Here is a 22,194-nt window from a genome sequence, read left to right as displayed (position 1 = left end):
ATCATGCGATTCCAGTCAGCCGGCGCCGACGAACCTGCCACACATCCAGGCGTGTCGCGACGCTCATGCCGTCGGACTGCGGGATTCGCTACGCTGGAGAACATGAAGATCGATATCGTGTCCGTGTTTCCGGAGTATTTTGACGTGCTGAACCTGAGCCTGTTCGGCAAGGCGCAGGAGAAGGGTCTCGTCACCGTCACCGCGCACAACCTGCGCGACTGGACGCATGACGTGCATCATTCCGTTGACGATACGCCGGCCGGCGGCGGTGCCGGCATGGTGATGAAACCTGAGGTTTGGGCGGAATGCCTGGATGACCTGCTCGGTCTGGCACCCGCAGTCATCGCGCCGGACGCGGTATCTTCCGACGCGCACGACGATGATTCGGCCTCCGTCAGTCCGTCCGGCGCAGTCAACTCGGCGGAAGCAGCCGATACGACCGATGCGGCCGACTCGGGCCATGCAGGTAATCCGACCGACGCAGCCGCTTCCGTCACTTCCATCGTTTCCGATACCACGAGCGACACCAGTGAAGCTGGCGGGAACGCCGCGCCGGTTCTCATCTTCCCGAATCCCTCGGCGCCGCTGTTCACGCAGCGCGACGCGACCGAGCTCTCACACGCCGACCATCTGCTGTTCGGCTGCGGCCGATACGAGGGCTATGACGCGCGAATCCCTGAGTATTACCGCGCGCAGGGCGTCGACGTACGCGAATACTCGATCGGCGACTACGTGCTGAACGGCGGCGAGGTGGCGGTTTCCGTGATGCTGGAGGCGATCACCAGACTGCTGCCGGGCTTCATGGGCAATCCCGATTCGATCGTCGAGGAGTCGTACACGGGCGGCAACGCACTGCTGGAACACCATCAGTACACCAAGCCGGCCACATGGCGAGGCATCGCGGTTCCGCCGATCCTTACCAGCGGCGATCACGGCAAGGTCGACCGGTTCCGCCGCGACGAAGCGTTGACCCGCACCAACGACATTCGCCCGGATCTCATCGAGCAGCTCGATTGCCGGCAGCTCGACAAGCAGGACCGCAAGACCCTCATCGCCCTTGGCTGGGAGGTCTCCGGAGCGCGTCCGCGCAAGCTGAAGTAAGTCGCTTGACACACGTCATCAGCCACCACCCCCGCAAAAGTTGAGTCTCACACACTCAACTTTTTCACTGTGGGTAAAAGCCGGGAATGTCAGGACGGAATACCGGTAGGTAGTGGTGCAAGGCAAGAGGAGGAGCTCCGAGAGGGGTTCCGGGAACGGCCACGATAGACCACACCGGCAAGGCCAGTCACCCGGCCGGCGCGGCAAGCCAACCCGTTCCACTCCGATATGCGAGGAGTACCGATTACGGCAATGTTTCCGGCTTTGATGAATGACACGATGTTCTCTGACCTGTTTGACGACCCGTTCTTCGAGAGTTGGCGCTCCGCCGACAACAGCGCGGCGATGACCCCGACGAACATGATGAGTACGGACGTGCGCGAGAACGACAAGGGCTATGACGTGGACATCGACATGCCCGGCTTCAAGAAGGACGACATCAGCGTCTCGCTGAACAACGGCTATCTGACCGTGTCCGCCCACAAGGACGAGGACAGCGGCGACAAGGATGAGTCCGGCAAGTGGCTTCGTCGTGAACGTTACGTCGGCACCTGCTCGCGCAGCTTCTACGTCGGCGATCAGGTGAAGGAGAACGACATCCACGCCAACTACCAGAACGGCACGCTGTGCATTCAGGTTCCGAAGATCGAGGCGCAGCCGCAGGTCGAGAGCAAGCACCAGATCGCCATTGAGGGCTGATGCCTGATGGCCGGCCGTACAGGTCGGCGGCGGAAACAACAGTCAAGCAGAAATCCCGTGACCGGCATGCGGAACACGCAACCGGTCACGGGATTTTTATTGGCTCGTTGGTATTTCGTCCCCACCCCGTCAGCGGGAGCGACCATTCGGCTTACAGGCCGAACACCTTCACGCGGGAGTCAACCGGCTGCTTGTCAACCGGAGCCGCGGCCTGGGCGACGGTGCCGAACGGCATCTGCGCCTGCAGCACCCAGCTGGACGGCAGACCGAATTCGGCGGAGACCGCCTCGTCGATCAGCGGGTTGTAGTGCTGCAGGGATGCGCCAAGCCCCTTCTCGGCGAGCGCGGTCCACACGGCGAGCTGCAGCATGCCGGCGGCATCACGGGCGAATCCGGGGAAGTTCGCAGCGTAGGTCGGGAAGTTCTTCTGCAGCTGCTTGGTCACGTCGGTGTCGTCGTAGAACAGCACGGTGCCGTGGCCGGCGGCGAAGGCGTTGATCTTGGCCTCGGTGGCCTTGAACGCTTCGTCATCGCTCACGACCTTGCGCAACGTCTCCTTGACGATGTTCCACAGCTTCTGGTTGGCGTCGCCGAACAGCACTACGGCGCGCTGCGGCTGGGAGTTGAACGCGCTCGGCACCTGCACGGTGACGTCCTCGACGGTCTTGACGATCTCCTGATCGCCGACCGGGGATTCGGAGGTCAGCGCGTACTGCGAGCGACGGGCCTTGAGTTCCTCGATGAAGTTCGACATGATGGCATCCTTTCGCGATGGCATTGCGTTTTGTTGTTTCACTGTCTTCTAATAGCTCGATTCGATACCTCGATTCGAGCTATTCCATGATTAACGATACGTGCGACATGCGACCCACATGCTGATGTTCTCTGTCAGAGAATATCAGCTAGGTAACATTCGGCCCGGCGGCGATTGGGCCAAGGCCGCTTCGGGCTCGCAGCAACGGGCTACACTCGCCTCGGCTGCTCACTCATCCGTCGCGCCCGAGGTCTCCGAGGCCTCCGACGTCTCAAGCGCGGACTCGATATACCACACCGCGGTCTCGCCGTAATCGCGATGCTCGGCGAGGATCCATCCCTCGGGCGGCACGGGCTCGTCGGAACGCGCGGATCGCTCCAACACGATCGTCGTATTCCCGCCGGCGATTCCATGGGCGACCATGTCCGAGAGCAACTGGTTGCAGTCCTCGGTGGCGAACGCGTACGGCGGGTCGATGAAGATCACATCGAACGCCGCCGACTTCGCGGAGCCGCCAGCAGCATCGGCGTTCGAGGCCGAGCGTGCGGCACCCGAAGCGACGTACTTCTCGGCTCTGGCCCTGATGACCCGGGCCGTCATGCCGCGCTCCCACGAACGGTTCCGCTGCAGCGCGGTCAACGTCTTGGCGATCAGCGCCGCCGCCGGAGCGGAGGACTCTACCGCCACCAGCTCCCTCGCGCCGCGGCTCAACGCCTCGATGCCCAGCGCCCCGGTCCCGGCGAACAGATCCAATACGCGGGCGTCGTCCAGCACCTGCCATGAATCCAGATGCGAGAATATCGCCTCTTTGGTCCGGTCGGTGGTCGGCCGGGTTCCGGTTTTCGGCGTGGTCAACGCGACGCCCTTGAATCGTCCTGAAATCACATGCATGACACCATTATGGCCGCCCCGGCGAAACGACCGCAACCGCACCACCGGTCCTGGGTCGTACGTGCCATATATCAGACGGCTCCGATACGCGACTCAGCTTGCTCACATGCCTCATATGCTATGATGCTTTGCGGGTACCCTTGCTCGGATACTCACGGCGACCCGCGTAATTTGACCGTTTGCGGGTCGCTTTTTCATCTGGACATACCTTCGACCACCCCCAGCCAGCCCACTCGCCAGCCTATGCGGCTTTTGCCGTGGCAGCGTGGGCGGAGATGCCGCACGCGCCAACGGGCACCGGAGCGTCGTCGGCATCGTCGTCGGCCTGCACACGCAGCATCGACTGATGCAACGTCAATGACAATCCAGGCGTCACCGCGAATCCCGGCTGCACCGGCTTATGGGCCGCACCGACTCCAGCCGCGACGGGCGAGGCGACGACGGACGCCGCAACACCCACCGCGCCGAGGGGAGCCGCAACAGGAACGACAGGAGCCGCAACCGCCCCGCCAGCCGGCGACACGACCACGCCCGCGCGATGGCGATGCCGCCCGGCACGAGCCGAATCCAGCACGCTCTCGTCGAACTCCCCGGTCTGCCGCGATACGATCGCCGCGCATGTGACCGCAGCGGACACGTTCGCCATCGTGCTCGGCATGCCGACGATGTTACTGACCGGCACCAGCGGCACCAGAAGCTGCACCGGAAGACCAACCGCGGTGAACACGGTCGTCGCGGTCACGATCGCAGTGCCCGGCACGCCCGCGGTACCGATCGACGACAGCAGTCCGATCACCGCGAGCGCCACATAGCTCGCCGGCGAATACCCCAGTCCGAGCGCGTTGATGGTGAACACGGCCGACAGCATCGGCCACACACCAGCGCATCCCGGCATGCCGATGGTCGTCCCGATCGGGGTGGTGAAGTTCGCCACGTCCGCGCCGACACCGACCGTGCCGAGCTGCCGTATGCTCAGCGGCAGCGTCGCCACGCTGGACTGCGTGGCGAACGCCGTGGTCTGCGCCGGCAGCACGGCCTTGAAGAACGTCAAGGGCGGCACGTGCGCCACGAATTTCAGCAGCAGCCCGTTGACGACGAACGCCTGGATGATGTTGAGCACGAAGCCCAGCACGAGAATGCTCAGCAGCGCGAGCAGCGCGTCCGCCTTGGATGTGGTCGCGGCCGTCGAGGTCGCTCCCAGCACCACCACCGCGTACGGGGTGAGCTCGACCACGTAGCCGACGGCCTTGTAGATCACGCCCTTGGTCTGCTCGAAGAACCGCTTGACGACGCTCACGTCCTTCTGCCGACCGACCGACACGATGGCGATGGCCAGCACGGTGGCCGTGATGATGATGGGCACCACACGGTTGCCGGACAGGTCTCCGACGATGTTCTTCGGGAAGAAGTTGAGTATGACCTGGTCGAGCGGCGCTGTCTGCGAGGTGAGGAAACCGGCGGTCGACTCGTCGTCGACGAGTTTGACGCCCGAGCCGATGTGCAGCGGGATGGCCACACCCAGCGTCATCACGATGGCGATCAGATTGGTGAGCAGCAGCCAGCCAACCGACCGCAATCCGATGCTGCGCAGCTTTTTCAGACTGCCGACGTAGGTGATGCCGGAGATGATCGACACGAAGATCAGCGGCGCGACCAGCGCGGTGATCAGGTTGATGTAGATGTTGCCCAGCAGGTTGAGCGAGTCGACCTGCCCGTCGAACACGAGGCTCAGGGCGATGCCCAGCCCAAGCGCGAGCACCGTCAGCAGGCTGAAGTTGAGTTTGAAGACCGCGCGCAGCACGGCGATCAGGGCGAACAGCACCACGGCCGACGCCCAGACCGCCACTGCGGTGGGATCGATGTTGGATAGCGCTCCCATCAGTCAGCTCACCTCGCCGAGGTCGGGCGGGTCGAGTCGGAGAGAGCCTGTGCCGCCGCGGCGTCGCCACGGTTGCGGCTCAGCGCCAGCGCCCCGGCGGCGGTCAGCGCGAGGCTGAGCGCGACGGATGCGATGACCGTGGCTTCGGCACCGGTGCGGGAGAGCGGCTCGTTGCCGGCGACGACGATTTTGCGGGACGGCTTGTTGCCGGCCGTGCTATCGTTGCCGCCAGCGTTGTCGGTGTTGCCTGCGACCGGATTGTTACCCGTGTCGCCGCTACCGCTGCCGTTACCGTTACCGCTGCCGCCGTTGTTGCCTCCGGCGAGCGCCGTGACCGCATTGGCGATGTTCTTCGTGGCGGTGTCGGTCGCGCTGATGGTCGCCTTCTTGTCGGACACGGTCTTTTCGGCCGCGGCGAGCGTCTTCTTGAATGCGGCGACCCGGTCGGCGGAGTAACCGTTCAGGCTCACCGTCTTGGCTTGTGCGATTTCGCCGCGCAGGTTGAGCAGGGAGTAGAAGTGGTCGGCCTGGGCGATGTATGCGTCACGGTCGTTGTTGACCTTGCGCCCGTAGTTCTTCGCCGCGCTCAGGTCGTCGCCGGTGATGGAGAATCCGCCTTGGATGATCGCCTTGTCGTCGTACGTGGTGCCGTACCAGTTGAGCATGTATTCCCTCGCCGTGGGCTGCGGCTTGGCGTCGACGTTCGCGGTCTTGCCATGGTAGTCCACGACCTCATCGGTCACGGGGCCGGCCGGCTGGTCGGTTCCGGGCAGCTGTGCGGCGTTGTTCTTGTTGTAGTGCAGCAGCAGCGGCACCTGCAGGCGGGTCGCGCCGACGCCCTTGGAATCGACGACGCCGTGGCTGCCGTCCTCGGTCACGAGGTTCGGCAGGTACGTGTTCACGAGATGCGTGTACAGGTCCGACAGCGGGTGGCTGCCGTTGTTGTAGTTGTCGCGGATGTGGAACGGCGAGCCTTTGCCGGACGTGCTGTCGAGGATCGTGTCGAACGTGTACACGTGCTTGATGCCGTATTTGCGGGCTTCCTGGTTCACGTAGCGGATCGTGGCGTATGTGTTGCCGCACCAGGTCGCGCCGAAGAAGATGTAATGGTTGCCTGGCGACTGCAGCAGCTTCTCCAGTTCGCCGTACGTCACCGATATGAGCGAGAAGTCCTTGTCCTCGCCCTGCTTGAACACGCTGGCCGCGCCGGCCGAGACGTTGTTCAGGTAGTAGTTGGTGTAGAACTGGCCGTTGGTGCGGGTCGCGGCGTTCTTCGCGGTGCCCAGCACGCGGGTCAGCTCGGCGCTGTCGGCAACGTTCGCGGTGGATGCGGGCACCTTGTCGCCGGTGTTGTCCTTGTTGTAGGTGAACAGGGTCGGCAGATCGACGACGTTTGCTGTGTTCTTGCTTTGCAGGTCGGTCAGGCCGAATTCGTCGATGGTCTGCTGGAACCGCTTGGCGAATGCGTCGACCGCGTTGTTCTTGTCGTTGATGTTGACGAGCGTGTCGGCTCCGGCGTTGTCGAGGTGCGGGTCGAAATTGTAGATCTTCTCGATGCCCTGCGCCTTGGCGGCGGTGTTGATGGCGGGCAGTGCGGCCGTCGTCGCGGAGTCCCACGTGCCGCCGATGAGTATCACGAAGTTGCCTTTGCCGTAGCGCAGGATGTCTTCGAGACGTTCCAGCGTGATGTTTTCGAACACGTGATCCGAAGGCAGGTCGGGGATGCCCGCGTAGTAGTCGAATGGCGTGTCTTCCTGGGATTGTGCGGCTGTTGCCGCCGTGGGCGTGGTTTCGGCGGCGGACGCGGCGTTCCCGCCCGTCAGCGCGAATCCGGTGAGACCGAGCGCCGCCGCGGTGAGCAGCGCCGCGGCTTTAGCGGCGATGGAGCCTCTCGTGAGGCTGTGGTTGGTGTTGGACATTGTTGTGGTTCCCTTCTGTATTTCTTCCGTATCGAATTGCGTTGGTACTGCTGCGCTGATGGCTCAGCGGGACGATGGTCCGTCGACGAGGTTGAAGTCGTACCGTGCGGTAGGAGCGCCGCCGCTGTCGGCCACGTTGAGACTCGCCGATGGCCCGGCGGATGGCCCGTTCGCCGGCGATGCGATGGGCTGCAGCACTTCGGTCGGCGCACTCGCGTCGGCACGGGCTTCGGTTGCGGCAATGGCGTTCGCCGTCGTCGCGGGGGCCGGCGTCGCGCCGTCTGCGATGTCGAATCCGTCGTCGGACCGGCCGCCGTTCGCTCCGGCGAGCGCGGGAGCGCGGCGCTTGTTGCGCGCAATCAGCGCGGCGCCCAGCGTGCCGATGACGGCGAGCGCGATGACCACGCCGGCGACGATGCGCACCACCGGGCTGGTGGTTTCGGCCCGATCGGTGACCGGAGAGGCCTGCGTGGTGGTTTCCGCCGTATCAGTGCCGCTGTCGGTGATGCCGGATTCGGTCGTGGTGGTCTCGCCGCCAGCGGTGTCGGCGGTGTTGTCATCGCTGTTCTTCCGGGAGGCCGCGTCCTTCGAGGTCTGAGTGGCGGTGGCATCGGCGTTCGCGGCCGTGTCGCCTGTGATCCCGGCTGTGCTGCCCGTCGTGCTCTGGCCGGACTGTGTGCCGGTCGACTGCGCGGGCTGCGACTGTTGCGCGGTGGTGTTGCCCGTGGAGGGCTTCGTCGTCTGGGTGGCCGGCGAGCCCGAGGACTGCTTCGCCGGGGCCGGGGCCGATTGCTTCTGGTTGCTCGGCTTCGTGGCGGGGGCGGGCGTCGCCGGCTCCTCCTTCTGGGCGTGCTCCTTCTTGTAGTTCGCGCAGTAGCTGTCGAACGCGGCCTTCTGCGCTGAGACGTCGATGCCGCCTCCGGGGTTGGAATCGTAGGCCGAACCGCCACTGGAACAGCAGGCGACCGGATTGTAGTTGGTCGAGCACAGGTCGCACACGTCGCCGGCCGCGTAGGCCGTGCCGAGCGCGAATTGCAGGCCGCCGACCGCCATAGCGCCTATCACGGCCGAGCCGGCGAGCACGCGGATAAGCCGGCGCTTCACGGGCCGCCCGTTGCGTGGCGCTTCATGACGAGCTGATGATGTGGACATGGATATTCCCTTCTTCTTGTCTTCCGCGCCGTTTTTGGATACGGCGCGGCGGTACAGTTTGGTGGCGGCGAATCGCGATATACGAAAACCTGCGATGCGGCAGAATCCGCATCGCCGCGAATGATCCGGCAACCGTCGGTGTAATCTGCCGGGAGTGTGAGGAATCATGCCGGACGGCGAATCACAATCATCGCGATCGCGCCGGCAAACATCCGAAACGGACTATCGAGCGGTCTCTCACCGCTCGCGCATGATCGGCAGTCCGCCCGACAGTGAGCTGACAGCCGATGCCTTCACGCCTTCATTGACACACATAACGTACTCCTTGCTCGGATAAGACACCTGACCGGGGTGCCGCCCCATCATCCGGGGCCGGGCCTGTTCGCGGGTTCCCGTGAACGTTGACATCATCGTAGGCCCCGCGTCGCCGCATTGGCAAACCCGCGGTTATACATAGTTGTTATGGCCTCGTATCAACCCTATATTTGTTCACGATGACAGCGGCGACAACCGTTATGGCGAATATCACGACATTGCCGATGATCAGCAGACGGTTCATCGTGTACAGCAGCCATGCGATCAGCAGCAGGTCGACGAGCAGCGCGACGATGCACAACGCCGCGAGCCCGGATTGCGGCACGCGGCCGAGCAACGGCAGCGAGCGGAATGCGCAGAGCGATGAGCCGTCGCGCAGTATCAGGCGCAATGCGGCGACGGCGACCATCGCCTGCACCACGATCATCAGAATCGTGACGCTCGACGACACGGTTTTCGTGGAATTCCCGGCGATCAGCGGGCACTCCGCGGCGATCATACCCACCGAAAGCAGGCGCACGGGAGCGCCGGTCCGAGTGGAACGCTCTCCCAGTTCGCGCGGCAACCATCCGTCCGCGCAGGCCGAGGCGACCGGATACGCCACGCAACCGACCACGGCATTGAGCGTGGTGAGCAGGGCGAACGCGGAGCCGCCCACCACGAACGCGACCGTCACCGGAGCCGGGATGAATGCAGACAGGCTGACGGCGAGATCCCGGTTCGCGACCTGGGCTATCGGCAAGGCGCCGGCATCGGCCACGCAGATCAGCGCATACGTCACGGCGACCAGCAACAGCGAGACGCGCATCGCGCGGGGCACCGTCACCCGCGGACGGTCCGCGACCGCGGCATAGTTCGCCACGCCGGCCACCCCGTTCATCATGAGCGTCATGTACACGCATGCGAACAGGAACGCCAGAGGCGAGCCGAGAAACGTGTAATGCGCGAGATTCGCGAGCCGCACGTGCGGCATTGTCACCGCAACGTACGTGCCCAACGCCGCCGCGAGCAGCACGGCCATCACCAGTTGGGCGATGGCGGCGATGCGGGCACCCAGCATGTGCACGCCGAGGAACAGCGCGACGACCAACGCCGCGGTCAGGCGTGTCGGCAGCATGGGCAGGCCGAGCAGCTGCGCCGCGGACAGCGCGTACGCGGAGATGTCGAACACCAGAAAACACAGGATATAGGCGACGATGCCGCCGAAGACGGGCGGCAGCAGCGTGCCGACCTGCTGGTACTGGCCGCCCGGGTAATCGCCGGACGAGCTGGCCAGCAGCTGCGGCACCAGCGCGAACGCGCCTCCCAGGCCACCGACCAGCGCGGCGAGCCACAATCCGGTGCCCGTGATGCCGACGCCGATGCCGGCCATCGACATAACCCCCAGACCGACGACATTGCCCGCGCCGAAAGCGGCCAGATGAACCGTGTGCAGTGAACGTGATGATGCCATGATGCCCCTCCCCGGCCGAAACCTTCATGACAACTGAACCACATCATGCCGGCGATGAGAACGCCGTTCCCATATGAAAAATCTATACTGTGTTCAAGCGCCACATTGTTCGATCGCGGATGGCGGGGCCGGGGCTCGTGTCCAACGACCCTATCCGCGGCGCATATCGCCCGTCGCGCGTCAGCTGCTGGTCAGGAACGTCTCGTTGCCGCGGGTGAAATCAAGCACCGCGCCGGCAAGCTCGACCTCGCCCGACAGATCGGGGTCATCGGCGAGCAACCGCCCCGCACGTTCGCGCGCGTCGGCGATGATCTTGGCGTCCTTGACCACGCGCAGCAGTTTCAGACCGGACTTGCCGCCCGACTGCGCGTCGCCGAGCACGTCTCCGGCGCCGCGGAACTCCAGATCGGCCTGCGCGATCTGGGCGCCGTCGAGCGTGCCCTGGATGACCTGCAGCCGCTGCTGCGCGGGACCGCCATCCTCAGCCCGCGAAATCAGGAACGCCCATGAATCCGTGCCGCCGCGCCCCACGCGCCCGCGCAGCTGGTGCAGCTGCGAAAGCCCGTACCGGTCAGCGTCGAAGATCACGATGCAGCTGGCCTGCGGCACGTCCACGCCCACTTCGATGACCGTTGTCGCCACCAGAACCGGCGTGGCCCCATCCGCGAAATCGGCCATGACCTGCTGCTTTGTCGCGTCATCGTCGCGGCCGGTCAGTGTCGCGAAACGGATGCCACGGAACTGCGGCAGCGATGACAGCCTGCGCTCGATCTCGGCCACGGAATGCAGCGGCGGCCGTGACGGAGCACCGTCACCATCCTCCTGCGATGGCGCGCTGTCGGCTGTGTTGGCGGCCGCGGTGGCGGATTCGCGCCTGTAGGTGTCGGAATCGTCGTACACGCCGATCTGCGATGCCCCACTTGTATCGTCATCGCCGTCCGATTCATCGTCGGCATCGATACGCGGGCAGACGACATACGCCCGCTCCCCCGCGTCGATGCGGCCGCGGATATGGGCGAACATGGAGCCCATCATGCGGCCGTCGTCTTCAGGCACGATGAACGTGCGGATGGGCTTGCGCCCGCCCGGCAGCTCGGTGAGCCACGAGATGTCCAGATCGCCGAACCAGGTCATCGCCGCCGTACGCGGGATCGGCGTCGCGGTCATGACCAGCAGGTGCGGCACGACATCGTTTTTGGTGCGCAGGGATTCGCGCTGCTCCACGCCGAACCGGTGTTGCTCGTCGATGACGACGAGCGCGAGGTTCGGGGCCTGGAACGTCTTGGAGAACGCGGCGTGCGTGGCGACGATGATGCACGGGTCGCCGCTGGCCGCGAGCGCGAGAGCACGGCGGCGGGCGGCCAGTTTCATGCCGCCGGTCAGCAGGATGACCGGCACGTGCCGCGTGTTCGCGTGCGCCGCGCCGTCTTGTTTCCCACTGCGTGCCCCACTGTGTTTCACGGGATGTTTCACGGCCGCGCGCCCCTTGGCATCTCCGTCATCGGCAGCGGATTCGGCGGCCTTGATCAGGTCGGCCGGGTCATTGGGAGACAGGGCATCGCGGGACGGGTCATCGCCCGTCTCGACGCTGTCAATCGCGCAGAGCATGGCGCTGATGGTCGCATGATGCTGCTCGGCGAGCACCTGAGTGGGCGCGACAAGCACCGCCTGATGGCCGGAACCCGCCGCCTGCAGCATGGCCGCGACCGCGACCACGGTCTTGCCGGAACCGACCTCGCCCTGCAGCAGGCGCTGCATCGGATATTCGCGGGCCATGTCCACGCCGATATCATCGATGACCTCCCGCTGGCCGCCGGTCAGCGGGAACGGTAGTGATTCGATGAACCGGTCACGCAGCGCCACGCCCGCACAAGGCAGGGCCGCATCCTTGCGGACATTGCTACGCGACTGGAGCAGCGCCGTCTGCGAGACGAACGCCTCCTCGTAGCGCATCGTGCCGATGGCCCGTTTGAAATCCGCGGTGCTGAGCGGGTCGTGGATGGCCAGGAACGCTTCCGCGCGATGCAGCAGATGATTCGATTCGCGCACCGATTCGGGCAGGACGTCCGGGATCGCGCGGGCCAGGCCGACGGCCACGGCGTTTCCTGACCGAGACTCGGCATCCGCTGGAGCGGTTCCGGCGCCGCTGATGCCGCCGTCTTCCATCGGTTTCATTGTTTGCGGGGCTTCCGTTGCCGCATCGCCCGGGAGATCCTGCCCGGTTCCGGCCAGCAACTCGATGCATTGCACTATCGACTCATGAATGTGTTCGCTGGAGATACGAGACGACGCGTGATACACCGGTCGGGGTCTGCTGATGCGACGCAGGCCCGCTTCGACGGTGTCGGCGTCGTATTTCAGAGCGCTCATCTGCACGACGCCGGAGTATTCGCCATCAGCCGGACCGGAGCCGGGAGCGACCGTCATTATTTCGGGATGGGTGAACTGCAGTTGGCCGTTGAACTCGCTCGGCTCTCCGGCGATCACCACAATCGCGCCGGAACGCAGCCGCATGCTCAGCCAATCGACATACTGCTTCTTGTACGAGAAGAACACCAAACGGGCGGCGGCCCCCGCGACATGCCGGGAAACCGCGAAATCCCCGTCATCCACCACGGCCTCGAGCCGGTAGCCCCGCCGAACGTGCATCGGCACGACCCGCATGCCGCGCACCGACGCGGAGAACGCCATTCTCTCGCCGATACGGGCCTCGCGCAGTGCCCGCAGGGGCACCGGATCGGCGACGCGGAACGGATAGTAGGTCAACGCATCGCCCACCGTCACGACGCCAAGGCTTTTGAGCGCGCCGACACGCCGCTTGTTCGTCATGATCGACGACATGGTGGTGTTCAACGTGATGCTCATACGTCCCTATTGTGGTGTGCCGGCGAGACGGCATCGCATTGTCCCCTCCGCCAGCGGATATAAAGAGGCCCCGGAGTCTTGCGACTTCCAGGGCCTCAGTGAAACATTATCGCGCGATGTCACGCAACCACACGCTGAACCTTGCCGGCCTTGAGGCACTTGACGCACACGCGGACGCGAACGTTCTGGCCGTCAACGGTGGTACGAACCGGCTGCAGGTTCGGGCGGAAGGTGCGCTTGTTGCGGATATGCGAGTGAGAAACGGTGTATCCGACCTGCGGACCCTTGCCGCACACTGCACAACGAGCTGCCATGATGGACTCCCTTAATAACCTTGATGTTCAAGTCTTCCGTGTTCCAGCACGGATGCTTGAACACACAACTTCACAATAATAGCGCCAAATACAAACAAATGCAAATCAAGCGTGTATCATTGCGGCTTTCACCTACACATCCACACAATATCACCCGTCTTGACTATTGCCGCATCCAGCAACTCTTCATAAAATCACGGTAAAACGGTTACTGTATGGCATACGATACATGCAACGCGGCAATCGTCAAGGAGGAATGATGCTCAATTCACTTAAAGGCCTGCTTTCACGCAAAAACGACGTGCCCTCCCCCACAGTGATCTCGTTGGGACAGGTGTGGGTCGACATCATGATGGACATCGACGCGATTCCCCAACCGGGCGGATTCGCCGTCGCGAACCATACCATGCCGTCGGTGGGCGGCAGCTTCCGCGTCATGCAGGCGGCCAGCCGGATTGGGGCGGCGACCAAGCACGCAGGCGTCATCGGCAACGGGCCGTGGGCGTCACTGATCCGCAAGGCTCTCAACGACAATGGCATCGAGCACATCGGCCAGGACCGCATCGACGCCGATTCCGGTTTCCGTCTGGTGCTCAACGACAGCGAGCGCAAGACGTTCGTCGCCACGTATGGCGCCGAATCACAAGGCAACGAGAACACGTTCGACTGCGTGGAGCCCGGCGAGGGCGATGTGGTGCACATCAGCGCCAACACGCTGATGGATCACAGCGCGTCAGGCATCGACGCCTTCCTGCATCGCACCTCTTCGGACCCGACGACGCGCGACTACAGCATCGTGCTCAATCCGACCAACACGCTGCACATGGTCAGCGACCACCTGCTGGAGGATCTGGTGCTGGTGCGGCCCATCTGGTCCTGCAACCGTCAGGAGGCCCGCACGCTCGCCGACCGGCTTGGCGTGTTCGTGGACGATTCCCTGTCGATGACCGTCGGCGGCGGATTCGACGACTCGATGAAGGCGCTGTGCAACAGCCTCGGCGCCACGCTGCGCGCGCCGCTGGTGGTTCGTGCGGGGTCGCGCGGCGCGTGGGTGCGCACGCCGGGCGGCGAAGTCATCCATGTGGAGGGGTATCCGACGAAGGCGACGCACACCCGTTCGGCGGGCTCGTGCCACACCGGTGCCATGTGCGCACTGATCGCCCGCGGCTGGTCGCTTGTCGATGCGGTGAAGATCGCCAACGCGGCCGCTTCGCTGGGCATTCAGCGTTCCATCAACGGCGTTCCGGACTGCCCCGGCTATGACGAGGTCATCGCCAAGCTCGAGGAAGACGAGACTCCGGCCGAGGCCGCGAAGTAGCCATTCCCCGCAGCGTCGCCCGGCCGATATGGATTGTTGCGCAACGCTGTCGTTCCGTTTGCGTCCCTATGTGCGCGCACTTGTCGTTTCGGCGCGCACTTAAGGACGCTATTGGACCAATCACCGTGCCGATGACCGCTCAGGCGCGGCCAGCCCACGGCGTCTGGCCGACAATCCCCATATCGCGGGCGAGCCTGCGATGCAGTTCCTTCGTCAACGGAATCAGATCGCTTTCCAGCGGATAATTCAGAAAAACGCTGCGGCAACGGCATGTAATTCACCCGCAACCATATGTAGATTCGTCCATCCATCACGATCAGATTCGGTCTGCACGGGCTCATCTTCAGCAGTTCGACCACGTCGGCGGGCATGCCGCCCTGCTCGCTGGTGCGCTGAAACATCTTGCGACCCTGATAGATGGTCGCCCACATGAGTAGGCCTCGTGGCACCGTGCACGGGCATACCAGGAACACGATATCGGTGGCATAGCTGGGGTTCGCGTCCGATATGAACTGCATCACGTCGTAGTTGAACGTGATCCAGCCGTCCCTGCCCCATGCCGTATGCGGCATTTCGCAACCGACTGTCCTCAGCTTGGAAATCTTGGCGAACCACGCCGGAGGGAAGTGCACGTCCTCGTCCAGCGGCGTCCAACCGCGAGCGAACATATCCGCCCGCCGCGCCTCTTCGATGGGATCGGGCTTGCGCCACGCATAATAGGTGTACCAGATAACGAACGCCGACCCCGATGACGATCGCCACGATCGACGCGGCCCATTGTGCGCCCGACCCGTCCGACCCCCGCCGGCCCGCAACAATTCACCCGCAATTCATATGGAAACTTGGTATGCCGGAAACGGCACTTTACGATATATATGAACACGACGTCAGGAGTCCCCATGAACGACAGCATCGCAGCCAAACCCGCCGATGGCCCGGCAGACAGTACAGCGGCCGGCACAGAGCCGGCCCTCACCACCACCGCGAAACTCACCCCGCGCGAGAAGAAATGGATCATCTACGACGTGGGCAACTCCGCGTTCGTGCTGCTGTCCACCGCGGTGATTCCGATCTACGCGAAATCGCTGATGCCCGCGGACGGCAACATCGTGTCGGCCTGGGGCTACGCGCAGACCATCGCATCGCTGGTCATCGCGCTGCTCATGCCGCTGCTCGGCTCGATTGCCGACGTGCAGGGCATGAAAATCAAGTTCTTCCTCGGCTTCTTCGGCACCGGCGTCGTCACGTGCTGCGCGATGGCGCTTCCACTGACGTGGCTGCCGTTCCTGGTCGTGTATATCCTCGCGACGATCGGACTCAACGGCTCGCTCACGTTCTACGATTCGATGCTGATCGACACCACGCCGAACGAACGCATGGACAAGGTCTCCTCGCACGGCTACGGCTGGGGCTACATCGGCTCGACCGTGCCGTTCATCGTGTGCATCGCGTTGATCTTCGGCGGCCCGGCGCTGCCATTCGGCTGGACGACGACCGGCTGCACCCGCGCATCGTTCATCATCACCGCCGTCTGGTGGGTCGCGTTCACGATCCCGCTGATCTCCAGCTACCGTCAGGAGCATTACCGCGCCACACGCGACCAGCTGGGAACGGCCGTGCGCGGCACCTTCCGCGAGCTTGGCGGCACCTTCCGCAAGATAGTGAGGAACAAGCCACTGTGGATGTTCATGCTCGCGTTCTTCTTCTACATCGATGCGGTGAACACGGTGATCTCGATGAGCACCTCGTACGGCGCCGAGCTGGGCATCGACTCGACTCAGCTGGTGGTGGCGCTGCTGGTCACGCAGTTCGTGGCGTTCCCATGCGCGATCCTGTACGGGCGGATGGCCGGGCGGTTCGGCTGCAAGGCGATGATCGTGGCGGCGGTCGTGGCCTACATGTGCATCGTGTTCTTCGCCGCGTTCTTCCTCGTGTCGGCCGCGCAGTTCTGGATCCTGGCGATCCTCGTCGGCATGTTCCAGGGCGGCATCCAAGCGCTGAGTCGCTCGTATTACGGCAAGATCATCCCCAAGGACCACGCCAACGAGTACTACGGCTTCTACGACATTTTCGGCAAGACCGCGAGCATTCTGGGCACGTTCCTCGTGGCCACCACCACGTCGATCACCGGCAACGCCTCCCTCGGCGTGCTTTCCATCGCCATCCTGCTGGTGTTGGCGCTCATCTTCCTGCTCCTGCAGAAGGATCCAACACAAGCGTAATGTCACCCATCAATCAGCAACAGGAACGCCGAAGCAGCGATAAAACGGCATACCCTACCGCCCGAGCCGCGACCTGAAACAATTTAGCCCTGCACAACGCACATATTTTGACAGGGTGGTAGTTGTCGCAAATTCTGCGACAACTACCGTTGGTAAATCGAACGCTATAATCAGAAACTTTCAGATGCTGAGTTCCATGCAATACCCCCTGTGACCGCAATGCGGGCAGGTAAGCTTGCGTGTCTTGGGCGTGTGTGCGGCGAATACGAACTCTCGCATACCCGGCTGGAAGGTCTCATGGCAAGCCGGACATAGGTACTGCACGCGGGAGCGATAGTACTTCATCGCCGCAACAGTGAGCGCAATCGCCAGCAGAACGGCGACCGGCAGCGGCCACCATACGTCTGTCATCACACCAATGACGAGGCATGCAATTTGCAACAAAGTCGCGGGCAATGTGATTGCCAGCATGACCAAATATGTGGTGCGCAGGGAATGAGTGGTTGTGGTGTTCATAACGGTTGCCATGTCGGTTAATGTTGACGATACGAAGTCAGACGCCGAGACCGTCAGTGCTTTGCGCAGCTGCAAGCAGTCATCAAGACGTTGCTTCTGCTCGGCGATACCCGACTGCAAGGATGCCGTCTGCTGATCCAGCAAATCAACCAGCACCCGTTCCGGCCGCTCGTCCGACAGAATCGAGCGAATCTGCTCTAGCTTGAAGCCGAGTCCTTTGAGAAAAAGGATGACCCGCATCCGCTCGACCTCTGCAGTCCCATACAGCCTTCGGCCGCCGTCGCTGATCTCATTGGGAATCAACAGACCTTTGGCGTCGTAGTACTGCACGGTTCGCACACTCACACCAGTGAGTTTGGCGATGTCCCCTGTGGTGTATCGGCTGTCCGTTTCATCGTCCATCGACATGGCCCAACCTCCTTTCACCAAGCAATATGCCGCATTACGCAACGTCACAAGCAACATATGACGCAACGTCGACCACAAAACCTTCACATATAAGCGGACTGTAGAAAGACATCGACCATCGCAATTGTGCACTGGTTCACAGTGAATACCCCGAACCAGTTAGACGGCAGAACAGAATTACAGCCACACCTGTTCTTCAGGCTTTACCTCGCCGACCACATTGGCCACACGCATGGCATCATTCCGACTCAATCTACCGGTGAACCCCTGTAGATCCGACCGGAGGAACCGCACCAGCTGCGCGCAGCGAGCGGTCGTCAGATGGGTAAGCCCGGCATGCTCATACTCGGGCAGTTGCACATCGCCCGCCCCATGCCAGGTTGGATTGCTGGTCAGTTTCACAGCCACTCCACCGTCGTCGTCGGCTTGTATGACGATGGCGGCCACGTAATGGCTGCGTGATTTCGTCGGATCATCCTCGAACCGCACCCGCATGCGATACACGTCGAAGACATGCAATTGCTCCGGAACCGGCATCAATTCCGGAATATCATGATTATTCGCCATCACGCCACGCCTTGGGCAGTACGGCAACACCGTCGGCGCCCCGGCTTGGATTCAACACCATGGCGTTCGGCACTTCGACCACCGGATACCCCTGTTCGTCGACCCCACGGTACGTAACCCCATTGGCGGCAACATGTCCCGCGTGAGGCAGCACGGGTTCAGGCGCCTTCACCTCGAACGGAATACGACGCTGCGACACCAACTGCACGCTGGCCATATTCACGAACGTATTGAAATTCAATCCCATGGAATCAAGAATGGCGTTCACTTCGGCTTTGAGATCATCATCCATGCGAACAGTGGTAGTGCTCATAATGAATCCTTTCCAAAGCCAATTGTATTACTAATGACTTCTTTTCTCAATATAATCCGTAGGATGCTTAACGCTTTGGCTCTGTTAGACCAAGGTTGACTTAATACATGGAACGCCGCCCACATGATGCGTGGCGGCGTTCCATGGTTACTCCATGAATTTCCAGATGTCGTTGACCAAAAGATTGTCAAGAGTGCTGATCTGTTTCTTGAGAACTTCATCGGTCTTCATTACCGGTCGCAAATCGCAATAGTAGACGCCGTCAAGTGGATTGAGCTTAATGGTGTAACCCTTGAAATGCCCGGTCAGGAAGGTTTGTGCTACTTTTTGATGCCGCATGTTGTTCCCGCCGGCGCGTTGTACGTCATTGAGGAACACCGCGAAATGAGGCATGTCAAGACTGTCGGTCAGCACGTTGTACATGAACTTGTCGATGAATATCTTGTCAATACGATCCTTGCTGGACGTCTTCACCGACCCGATAGCCTTGGTCTCGCCGTCTTTCCTGACAATCAAATCATGTTGGTACGCCATAGTGAACGGTTCGACGCCTTCGACCTTGATGGGCACTTGAATGGTGCCCTCACCGGTTTCGGCCCCGATCTCGTTGAGGATTCTCCGAATGTACTTCTCGAAGAGGTCTCCATTGAGTTTCCTCGCAGTGTTGACACTCGGCAACGAGTCTAAGGTCGCGCCAATGGTTTGCTGACACGTGTAGACGAAATTGTTCAGCGTGCGCCGGGCGTCCATGTCTTCGGCGATACCGCGAATGTCTTTCAACGCCTCCATGACGTTTCCCTCGGCGGCGTCGAACTCTGATTCCGGGATCATCAGATCGGTGTTGAGCGGGCGAGTGATCTTGAAGTTCCCGTCCTCCTTGTACTGGTAGAAGTTGTAGACGTGCTCGTTCGTGGACACGATCACGGCCTGTATCGCTTCCGGTTGCGCGAATTGCAGATACTCGCGGCAGAAGTTTGCCCAATCAGCAACCGTGGTGAACCGTTCCTTGTCTTTGGCCCATTCCGCCAGTTGGCTCAATGTCATGGTCATCGGATTGATCTTCTTCTTTCGTAATTGTCTCGGTCAAAGGCCATCCACTGTTCGACGGTCCGCGCATGGTCGATGGAATCAAGCCTTTGCGTGGCCCATTGGTTGTACTCCGGGTTTTCGTCACAGGCCAGCCATTGGCGGTGAAGCTGCGAGGCCACCACGGCTGTCGTGCCGGAACCGGAGAAGGGATCGAGCACCAGATCACCTTCCGAACTTGACGCGAGGATGAGTTTTCTGAGCAGCTCTTCGGGCTTCTGCGTCGGATGAGGTGTCTTTTCGTTCATTCCGTTGCATGTGGTGGGTATCTCAACGACGTCCTTGGGCTTCGCACCCAATGGGTTCGGCGTCCAGTGGCTTCCCTTGCGTCCGTACTGGGATGAATCCGCCTGGGGATGATCGGGGTATTTCAGCGTGTGCTTGCCGTAGGGGATGCGCACGTCGTCGTAGTTGATGTGCCCGAAATCCTTCTTGCGCAGATGCAGGATGCTCTCATGGGAACGTCCCCAGTCCTTGCCGAGATTCGCCTTGTTGCGGTAGAACCAGACTAGCCACCTGCATGAGGAGAAATACCTCATCGAGGGGTGCTTGAGATCGGCGAGTATCTCACTGAAACCGCACACGTAAAGACTTCCGGTCGGTTTAAGGATGCGGGAAGCCTGTTCTATCCATCGCATCGACCATTCAATGTAGCGCTCTTGGGAGCCGAAATCGTCCCAGTCCGCCTTTTTGATGTTGTACGGTGGGTCGGCGAAAACCATGTCAATGGATTCATCGTTGATGGTCTTCATCCATTCGATGCTGTCCCCCGTAAACAAGGCTCCATCGGAGAATCCGGTCACGTTTTGGTCCGGCAGCTTATGGTCACGGAAGAAGCCGCTCATGTCAGTGGCTTTTCGTTCGGGCATTGTCATGTCCAGCACCGGGTGCTCGGTTTGTTGAACCTTCTTCGGCATCTACTGCTTGTCCTTCGTTTCCTTCTTGACCTCGAACGGGAGCCCCTGTTCCCTGACCACGGCCTTGAGAAAGATCGTGACCGCGCCGGAAAGGGTGAGTCCCAGGTCTTCGAGCACTTGGCTGGATTCCTCTTTGAGCTGAGGATCTATCCTCATGGTCGTGGTGGGTATGCTCGCCATACGCGCCTCCTTGTCCTATGTTTCGATGTTCTGACTGTACATCGTATGCACGATGTCATGCGGCTTTTTGCCAGTAGCCCATGCATGGCGGGACCATGCGCTGGTAGTCGCGGCGGCGGATGCGGTACAGGCTGTTGCCGAGCTGGCGGGCGAGCAGACGGTCGTCGCCGGTGTCGCCGCAGCCGTCGGTGAACGCGCCGAGCCATTGGAACCAGTCCAGGTAGGCCTGCAGATATTTCGTGGATACGCCGTGGAAGCCGAACATGAAGTCCTCCAAACGGGCGTGCAAGGTGTTCACCCTGTTGATCGCGTGATCGTCCGCGTCGGTTTGTGTGAGGTTCGCACCCAGTTCGGCCAGTGGCTTCACGTAGGCCGGAGCCCCGTCGGTGAGCACGTCGGCGCCGCGCCCGATATGGGGTTTCAACGCGCTCATGGCACGATCCTTGGAGATGACGCCGCGCCCGCACACGGTCAGGAACGAACGCCCCGTGTCATCCACTCCGGTCGCCACACATATCTGCTCCTTCGACAGGCCACGCTTCCTCAATGACTTGGTGCGCTTGCGCGCCTTGCGGGGCATGACGAACACGGCGGACTTCGTATGGTCGCCTTTGAAGCTCTCACGGAAGTACGTCTCGTCCAACCGCACGCACGACCCGGCCTCGGAACGCAGGACGGGAGTGTATCGGCGGATGCACTCGATGACGCGCTGGCGCATGAGGAACGCGGTCTTCAGGCATACTCCACAACGCTGGGCGCACTTGCGCAAGCTCAGGCAATCCACGAAGCATTCGAGAAAACGCATCCATACGCCCGCCTTGAGCTTGCTCATGCCCATCACCCGGTTCGTGCGAACGCCGAACGTCCTGTTGCAGTTCATGCACTTCCAACGCTGGGAGCCGTCACGTCCACGCCCTTTGCGGATGATGCGGATGCTGCCGCAGCGCACGCACGCCTCCATCTGGTTCGGGTCGCTCGTCGCCGCGTCCAACGCGAACCTCTCGTACAGGGCGTCGCGTAACGCCTTGACAGCAAGGTCACGCTCCTGCGGCGTCAGTTCGCCCAGTTCCTTCCTGACCCTATCGGCTATACGCGCCACCTTGCCCGTTCTCATACCACTATTGTAGCTACTCAGCAACTACAATACAAGTCAAAAAGTCAACCTTGGCCTAACAGAGCCAACGCTTTTGCATCATGACCTTGACATCGGGACAATCCCATGTGAAACCAATCTCTGCCTTTGCGCTCATCAGCTGGGGAGCTCACGGTCACACTCATGCGTCGCAGACCACGAGCCTCCCTCGGCGTGCTTTCCATCGCCATCC

20 protein-coding genes are annotated in these 22,194 nt (G+C 62.0%); 4 read left to right on the top strand and 16 right to left on the bottom strand.

The window, feature by feature from the left end; all coding sequences use genetic code 11:
* The first annotated feature begins 102 nt into the window (after nucleotides 1-102).
* Together trmD and MMB49_RS01830 are read left to right on the top strand one after the other, a co-directional pair.
* On the top strand, nucleotides 103-1,101 hold the full coding sequence (gene trmD, locus MMB49_RS01835; protein ID WP_003811854.1) for a tRNA (guanosine(37)-N1)-methyltransferase TrmD: 999 nt from the start codon (nucleotides 103-105) through the stop codon (nucleotides 1,099-1,101).
* A 267-nt stretch (nucleotides 1,102-1,368) separates the two neighbouring features.
* Nucleotides 1,369-1,800, top strand: a complete 432-nt coding sequence (locus tag MMB49_RS01830; RefSeq protein ID WP_229940921.1) for an Hsp20/alpha crystallin family protein — start codon at nucleotides 1,369-1,371, stop codon at nucleotides 1,798-1,800.
* Nucleotides 1,801-1,951: 151 nt separating this feature from the next.
* On the opposite strand, the gene MMB49_RS01825 is transcribed toward MMB49_RS01830, so the two are convergent.
* The 8 genes from MMB49_RS01825 to rpmB form a co-directional block, all read right to left on the bottom strand.
* Nucleotides 1,952-2,554, bottom strand: a complete 603-nt coding sequence (locus MMB49_RS01825; RefSeq protein ID WP_047271530.1) for a nitroreductase family protein — start codon at nucleotides 2,552-2,554, stop codon at nucleotides 1,952-1,954.
* Between the two features lie 228 nt (nucleotides 2,555-2,782).
* On the bottom strand, nucleotides 2,783-3,445 hold the full coding sequence (locus MMB49_RS01820) for an RsmD family RNA methyltransferase (RefSeq protein ID WP_047271528.1): 663 nt from the start codon (nucleotides 3,443-3,445) through the stop codon (nucleotides 2,783-2,785).
* A gap of 241 nt (nucleotides 3,446-3,686) precedes the next feature.
* A complete protein-coding gene (locus MMB49_RS01815) occupies nucleotides 3,687-5,324 on the bottom strand; it encodes a dicarboxylate/amino acid:cation symporter (RefSeq protein WP_047271526.1) in 1,638 nt (545 codons plus the stop codon).
* 8 nt (nucleotides 5,325-5,332) lie between these two features.
* Entirely contained in the window at nucleotides 5,333-7,243 is a 1,911-nt protein-coding gene (locus MMB49_RS01810; RefSeq protein WP_047271524.1) for a hypothetical protein, read from the bottom strand.
* 63 nt (nucleotides 7,244-7,306) lie between these two features.
* Complete coding sequence (locus MMB49_RS01805) at nucleotides 7,307-8,395, bottom strand: hypothetical protein (RefSeq protein ID WP_047272006.1); 1,089 nt, start codon at nucleotides 8,393-8,395, stop codon at nucleotides 7,307-7,309.
* 460 nt (nucleotides 8,396-8,855) lie between these two features.
* Nucleotides 8,856-10,163, bottom strand: coding sequence for an APC family permease (locus MMB49_RS01800; RefSeq protein ID WP_047271522.1), 1,308 nt, complete (start codon nucleotides 10,161-10,163; stop codon nucleotides 8,856-8,858).
* 180 nt (nucleotides 10,164-10,343) lie between these two features.
* Nucleotides 10,344-13,028 carry an ATP-dependent DNA helicase RecG gene (locus MMB49_RS01795; RefSeq protein WP_047271520.1) on the bottom strand — a complete coding sequence of 895 codons (2,685 nt, stop codon included), beginning with the start codon at nucleotides 13,026-13,028 and terminating at the stop codon, nucleotides 10,344-10,346.
* Nucleotides 13,029-13,147: 119 nt separating this feature from the next.
* Nucleotides 13,148-13,342: a 50S ribosomal protein L28 gene (rpmB, locus tag MMB49_RS01790; protein ID WP_003811837.1), complete on the bottom strand. Its 195-nt coding sequence runs from the start codon at nucleotides 13,340-13,342 to the stop codon at nucleotides 13,148-13,150.
* Between the two features lie 259 nt (nucleotides 13,343-13,601).
* On the opposite strand from rpmB, the gene MMB49_RS01785 reads away from it, so the two are divergent.
* Nucleotides 13,602-14,660: a PfkB family carbohydrate kinase gene (locus tag MMB49_RS01785; protein ID WP_003811834.1), complete on the top strand. Its 1,059-nt coding sequence runs from the start codon at nucleotides 13,602-13,604 to the stop codon at nucleotides 14,658-14,660.
* On the opposite strand, the gene MMB49_RS01780 is transcribed toward MMB49_RS01785, so the two are convergent.
* Entirely contained in the window at nucleotides 14,600-15,328 is a 729-nt protein-coding gene (locus MMB49_RS01780; RefSeq protein ID WP_047271518.1) for a hypothetical protein, read from the bottom strand. The two genes, MMB49_RS01785 and MMB49_RS01780, sit on opposite strands and share 61 nt — an antisense overlap.
* Nucleotides 15,329-15,559: 231 nt before the next feature.
* On the opposite strand from MMB49_RS01780, the gene MMB49_RS01775 reads away from it, so the two are divergent.
* Nucleotides 15,560-16,882: an MFS transporter gene (locus tag MMB49_RS01775; protein WP_047271516.1), complete on the top strand. Its 1,323-nt coding sequence runs from the start codon at nucleotides 15,560-15,562 to the stop codon at nucleotides 16,880-16,882.
* A 180-nt stretch (nucleotides 16,883-17,062) separates the two neighbouring features.
* On the opposite strand, the gene MMB49_RS01770 is transcribed toward MMB49_RS01775, so the two are convergent.
* The 7 genes from MMB49_RS01770 to MMB49_RS01740 form a co-directional block, all read right to left on the bottom strand.
* Entirely contained in the window at nucleotides 17,063-17,806 is a 744-nt protein-coding gene (locus tag MMB49_RS01770; protein ID WP_003815788.1) for a MerR family transcriptional regulator, read from the bottom strand.
* A gap of 177 nt (nucleotides 17,807-17,983) precedes the next feature.
* Nucleotides 17,984-18,373: a hypothetical protein gene (locus MMB49_RS01765; protein WP_041775331.1), complete on the bottom strand. Its 390-nt coding sequence runs from the start codon at nucleotides 18,371-18,373 to the stop codon at nucleotides 17,984-17,986.
* Entirely contained in the window at nucleotides 18,363-18,686 is a 324-nt protein-coding gene (locus MMB49_RS01760; protein ID WP_003815792.1) for a type II toxin-antitoxin system RelB/DinJ family antitoxin, read from the bottom strand. Before MMB49_RS01760 ends, MMB49_RS01765 begins: the two co-directional genes overlap by 11 nt.
* A 147-nt stretch (nucleotides 18,687-18,833) precedes the next feature.
* Nucleotides 18,834-19,736: a hypothetical protein gene (locus MMB49_RS01755; RefSeq protein WP_225841023.1), complete on the bottom strand. Its 903-nt coding sequence runs from the start codon at nucleotides 19,734-19,736 to the stop codon at nucleotides 18,834-18,836.
* The gene (locus tag MMB49_RS01750) at nucleotides 19,733-20,689 is read right to left on the bottom strand and encodes a DNA-methyltransferase (protein ID WP_101357186.1); all 957 of its coding nucleotides are present in this window, start codon (nucleotides 20,687-20,689) and stop codon (nucleotides 19,733-19,735) included. The genes MMB49_RS01755 and MMB49_RS01750 overlap by 4 nt, the downstream gene beginning before the upstream one ends.
* Nucleotides 20,690-20,869: a type II toxin-antitoxin system RelB/DinJ family antitoxin gene (locus tag MMB49_RS01745; RefSeq protein WP_014759848.1), complete on the bottom strand. Its 180-nt coding sequence runs from the start codon at nucleotides 20,867-20,869 to the stop codon at nucleotides 20,690-20,692.
* Between the two features lie 55 nt (nucleotides 20,870-20,924).
* Nucleotides 20,925-21,983 (bottom strand): IS1595 family transposase, encoded by a 1,059-nt coding sequence (locus MMB49_RS01740; protein WP_229940920.1) that lies wholly within the window; start codon nucleotides 21,981-21,983, stop codon nucleotides 20,925-20,927.
* Between the last annotated feature and the right edge of the window lie 211 nt (nucleotides 21,984-22,194).

The organism is Bifidobacterium sp. SKU (assembly GCF_026016405.1).
GTDB classification, from domain to species: domain Bacteria; phylum Actinomycetota; class Actinomycetes; order Actinomycetales; family Bifidobacteriaceae; genus Bifidobacterium; species Bifidobacterium bifidum.
The sequence above is the reverse complement of the archived record's forward strand: the minus strand, read 5'-3'. Positions and strand labels throughout refer to the sequence as shown.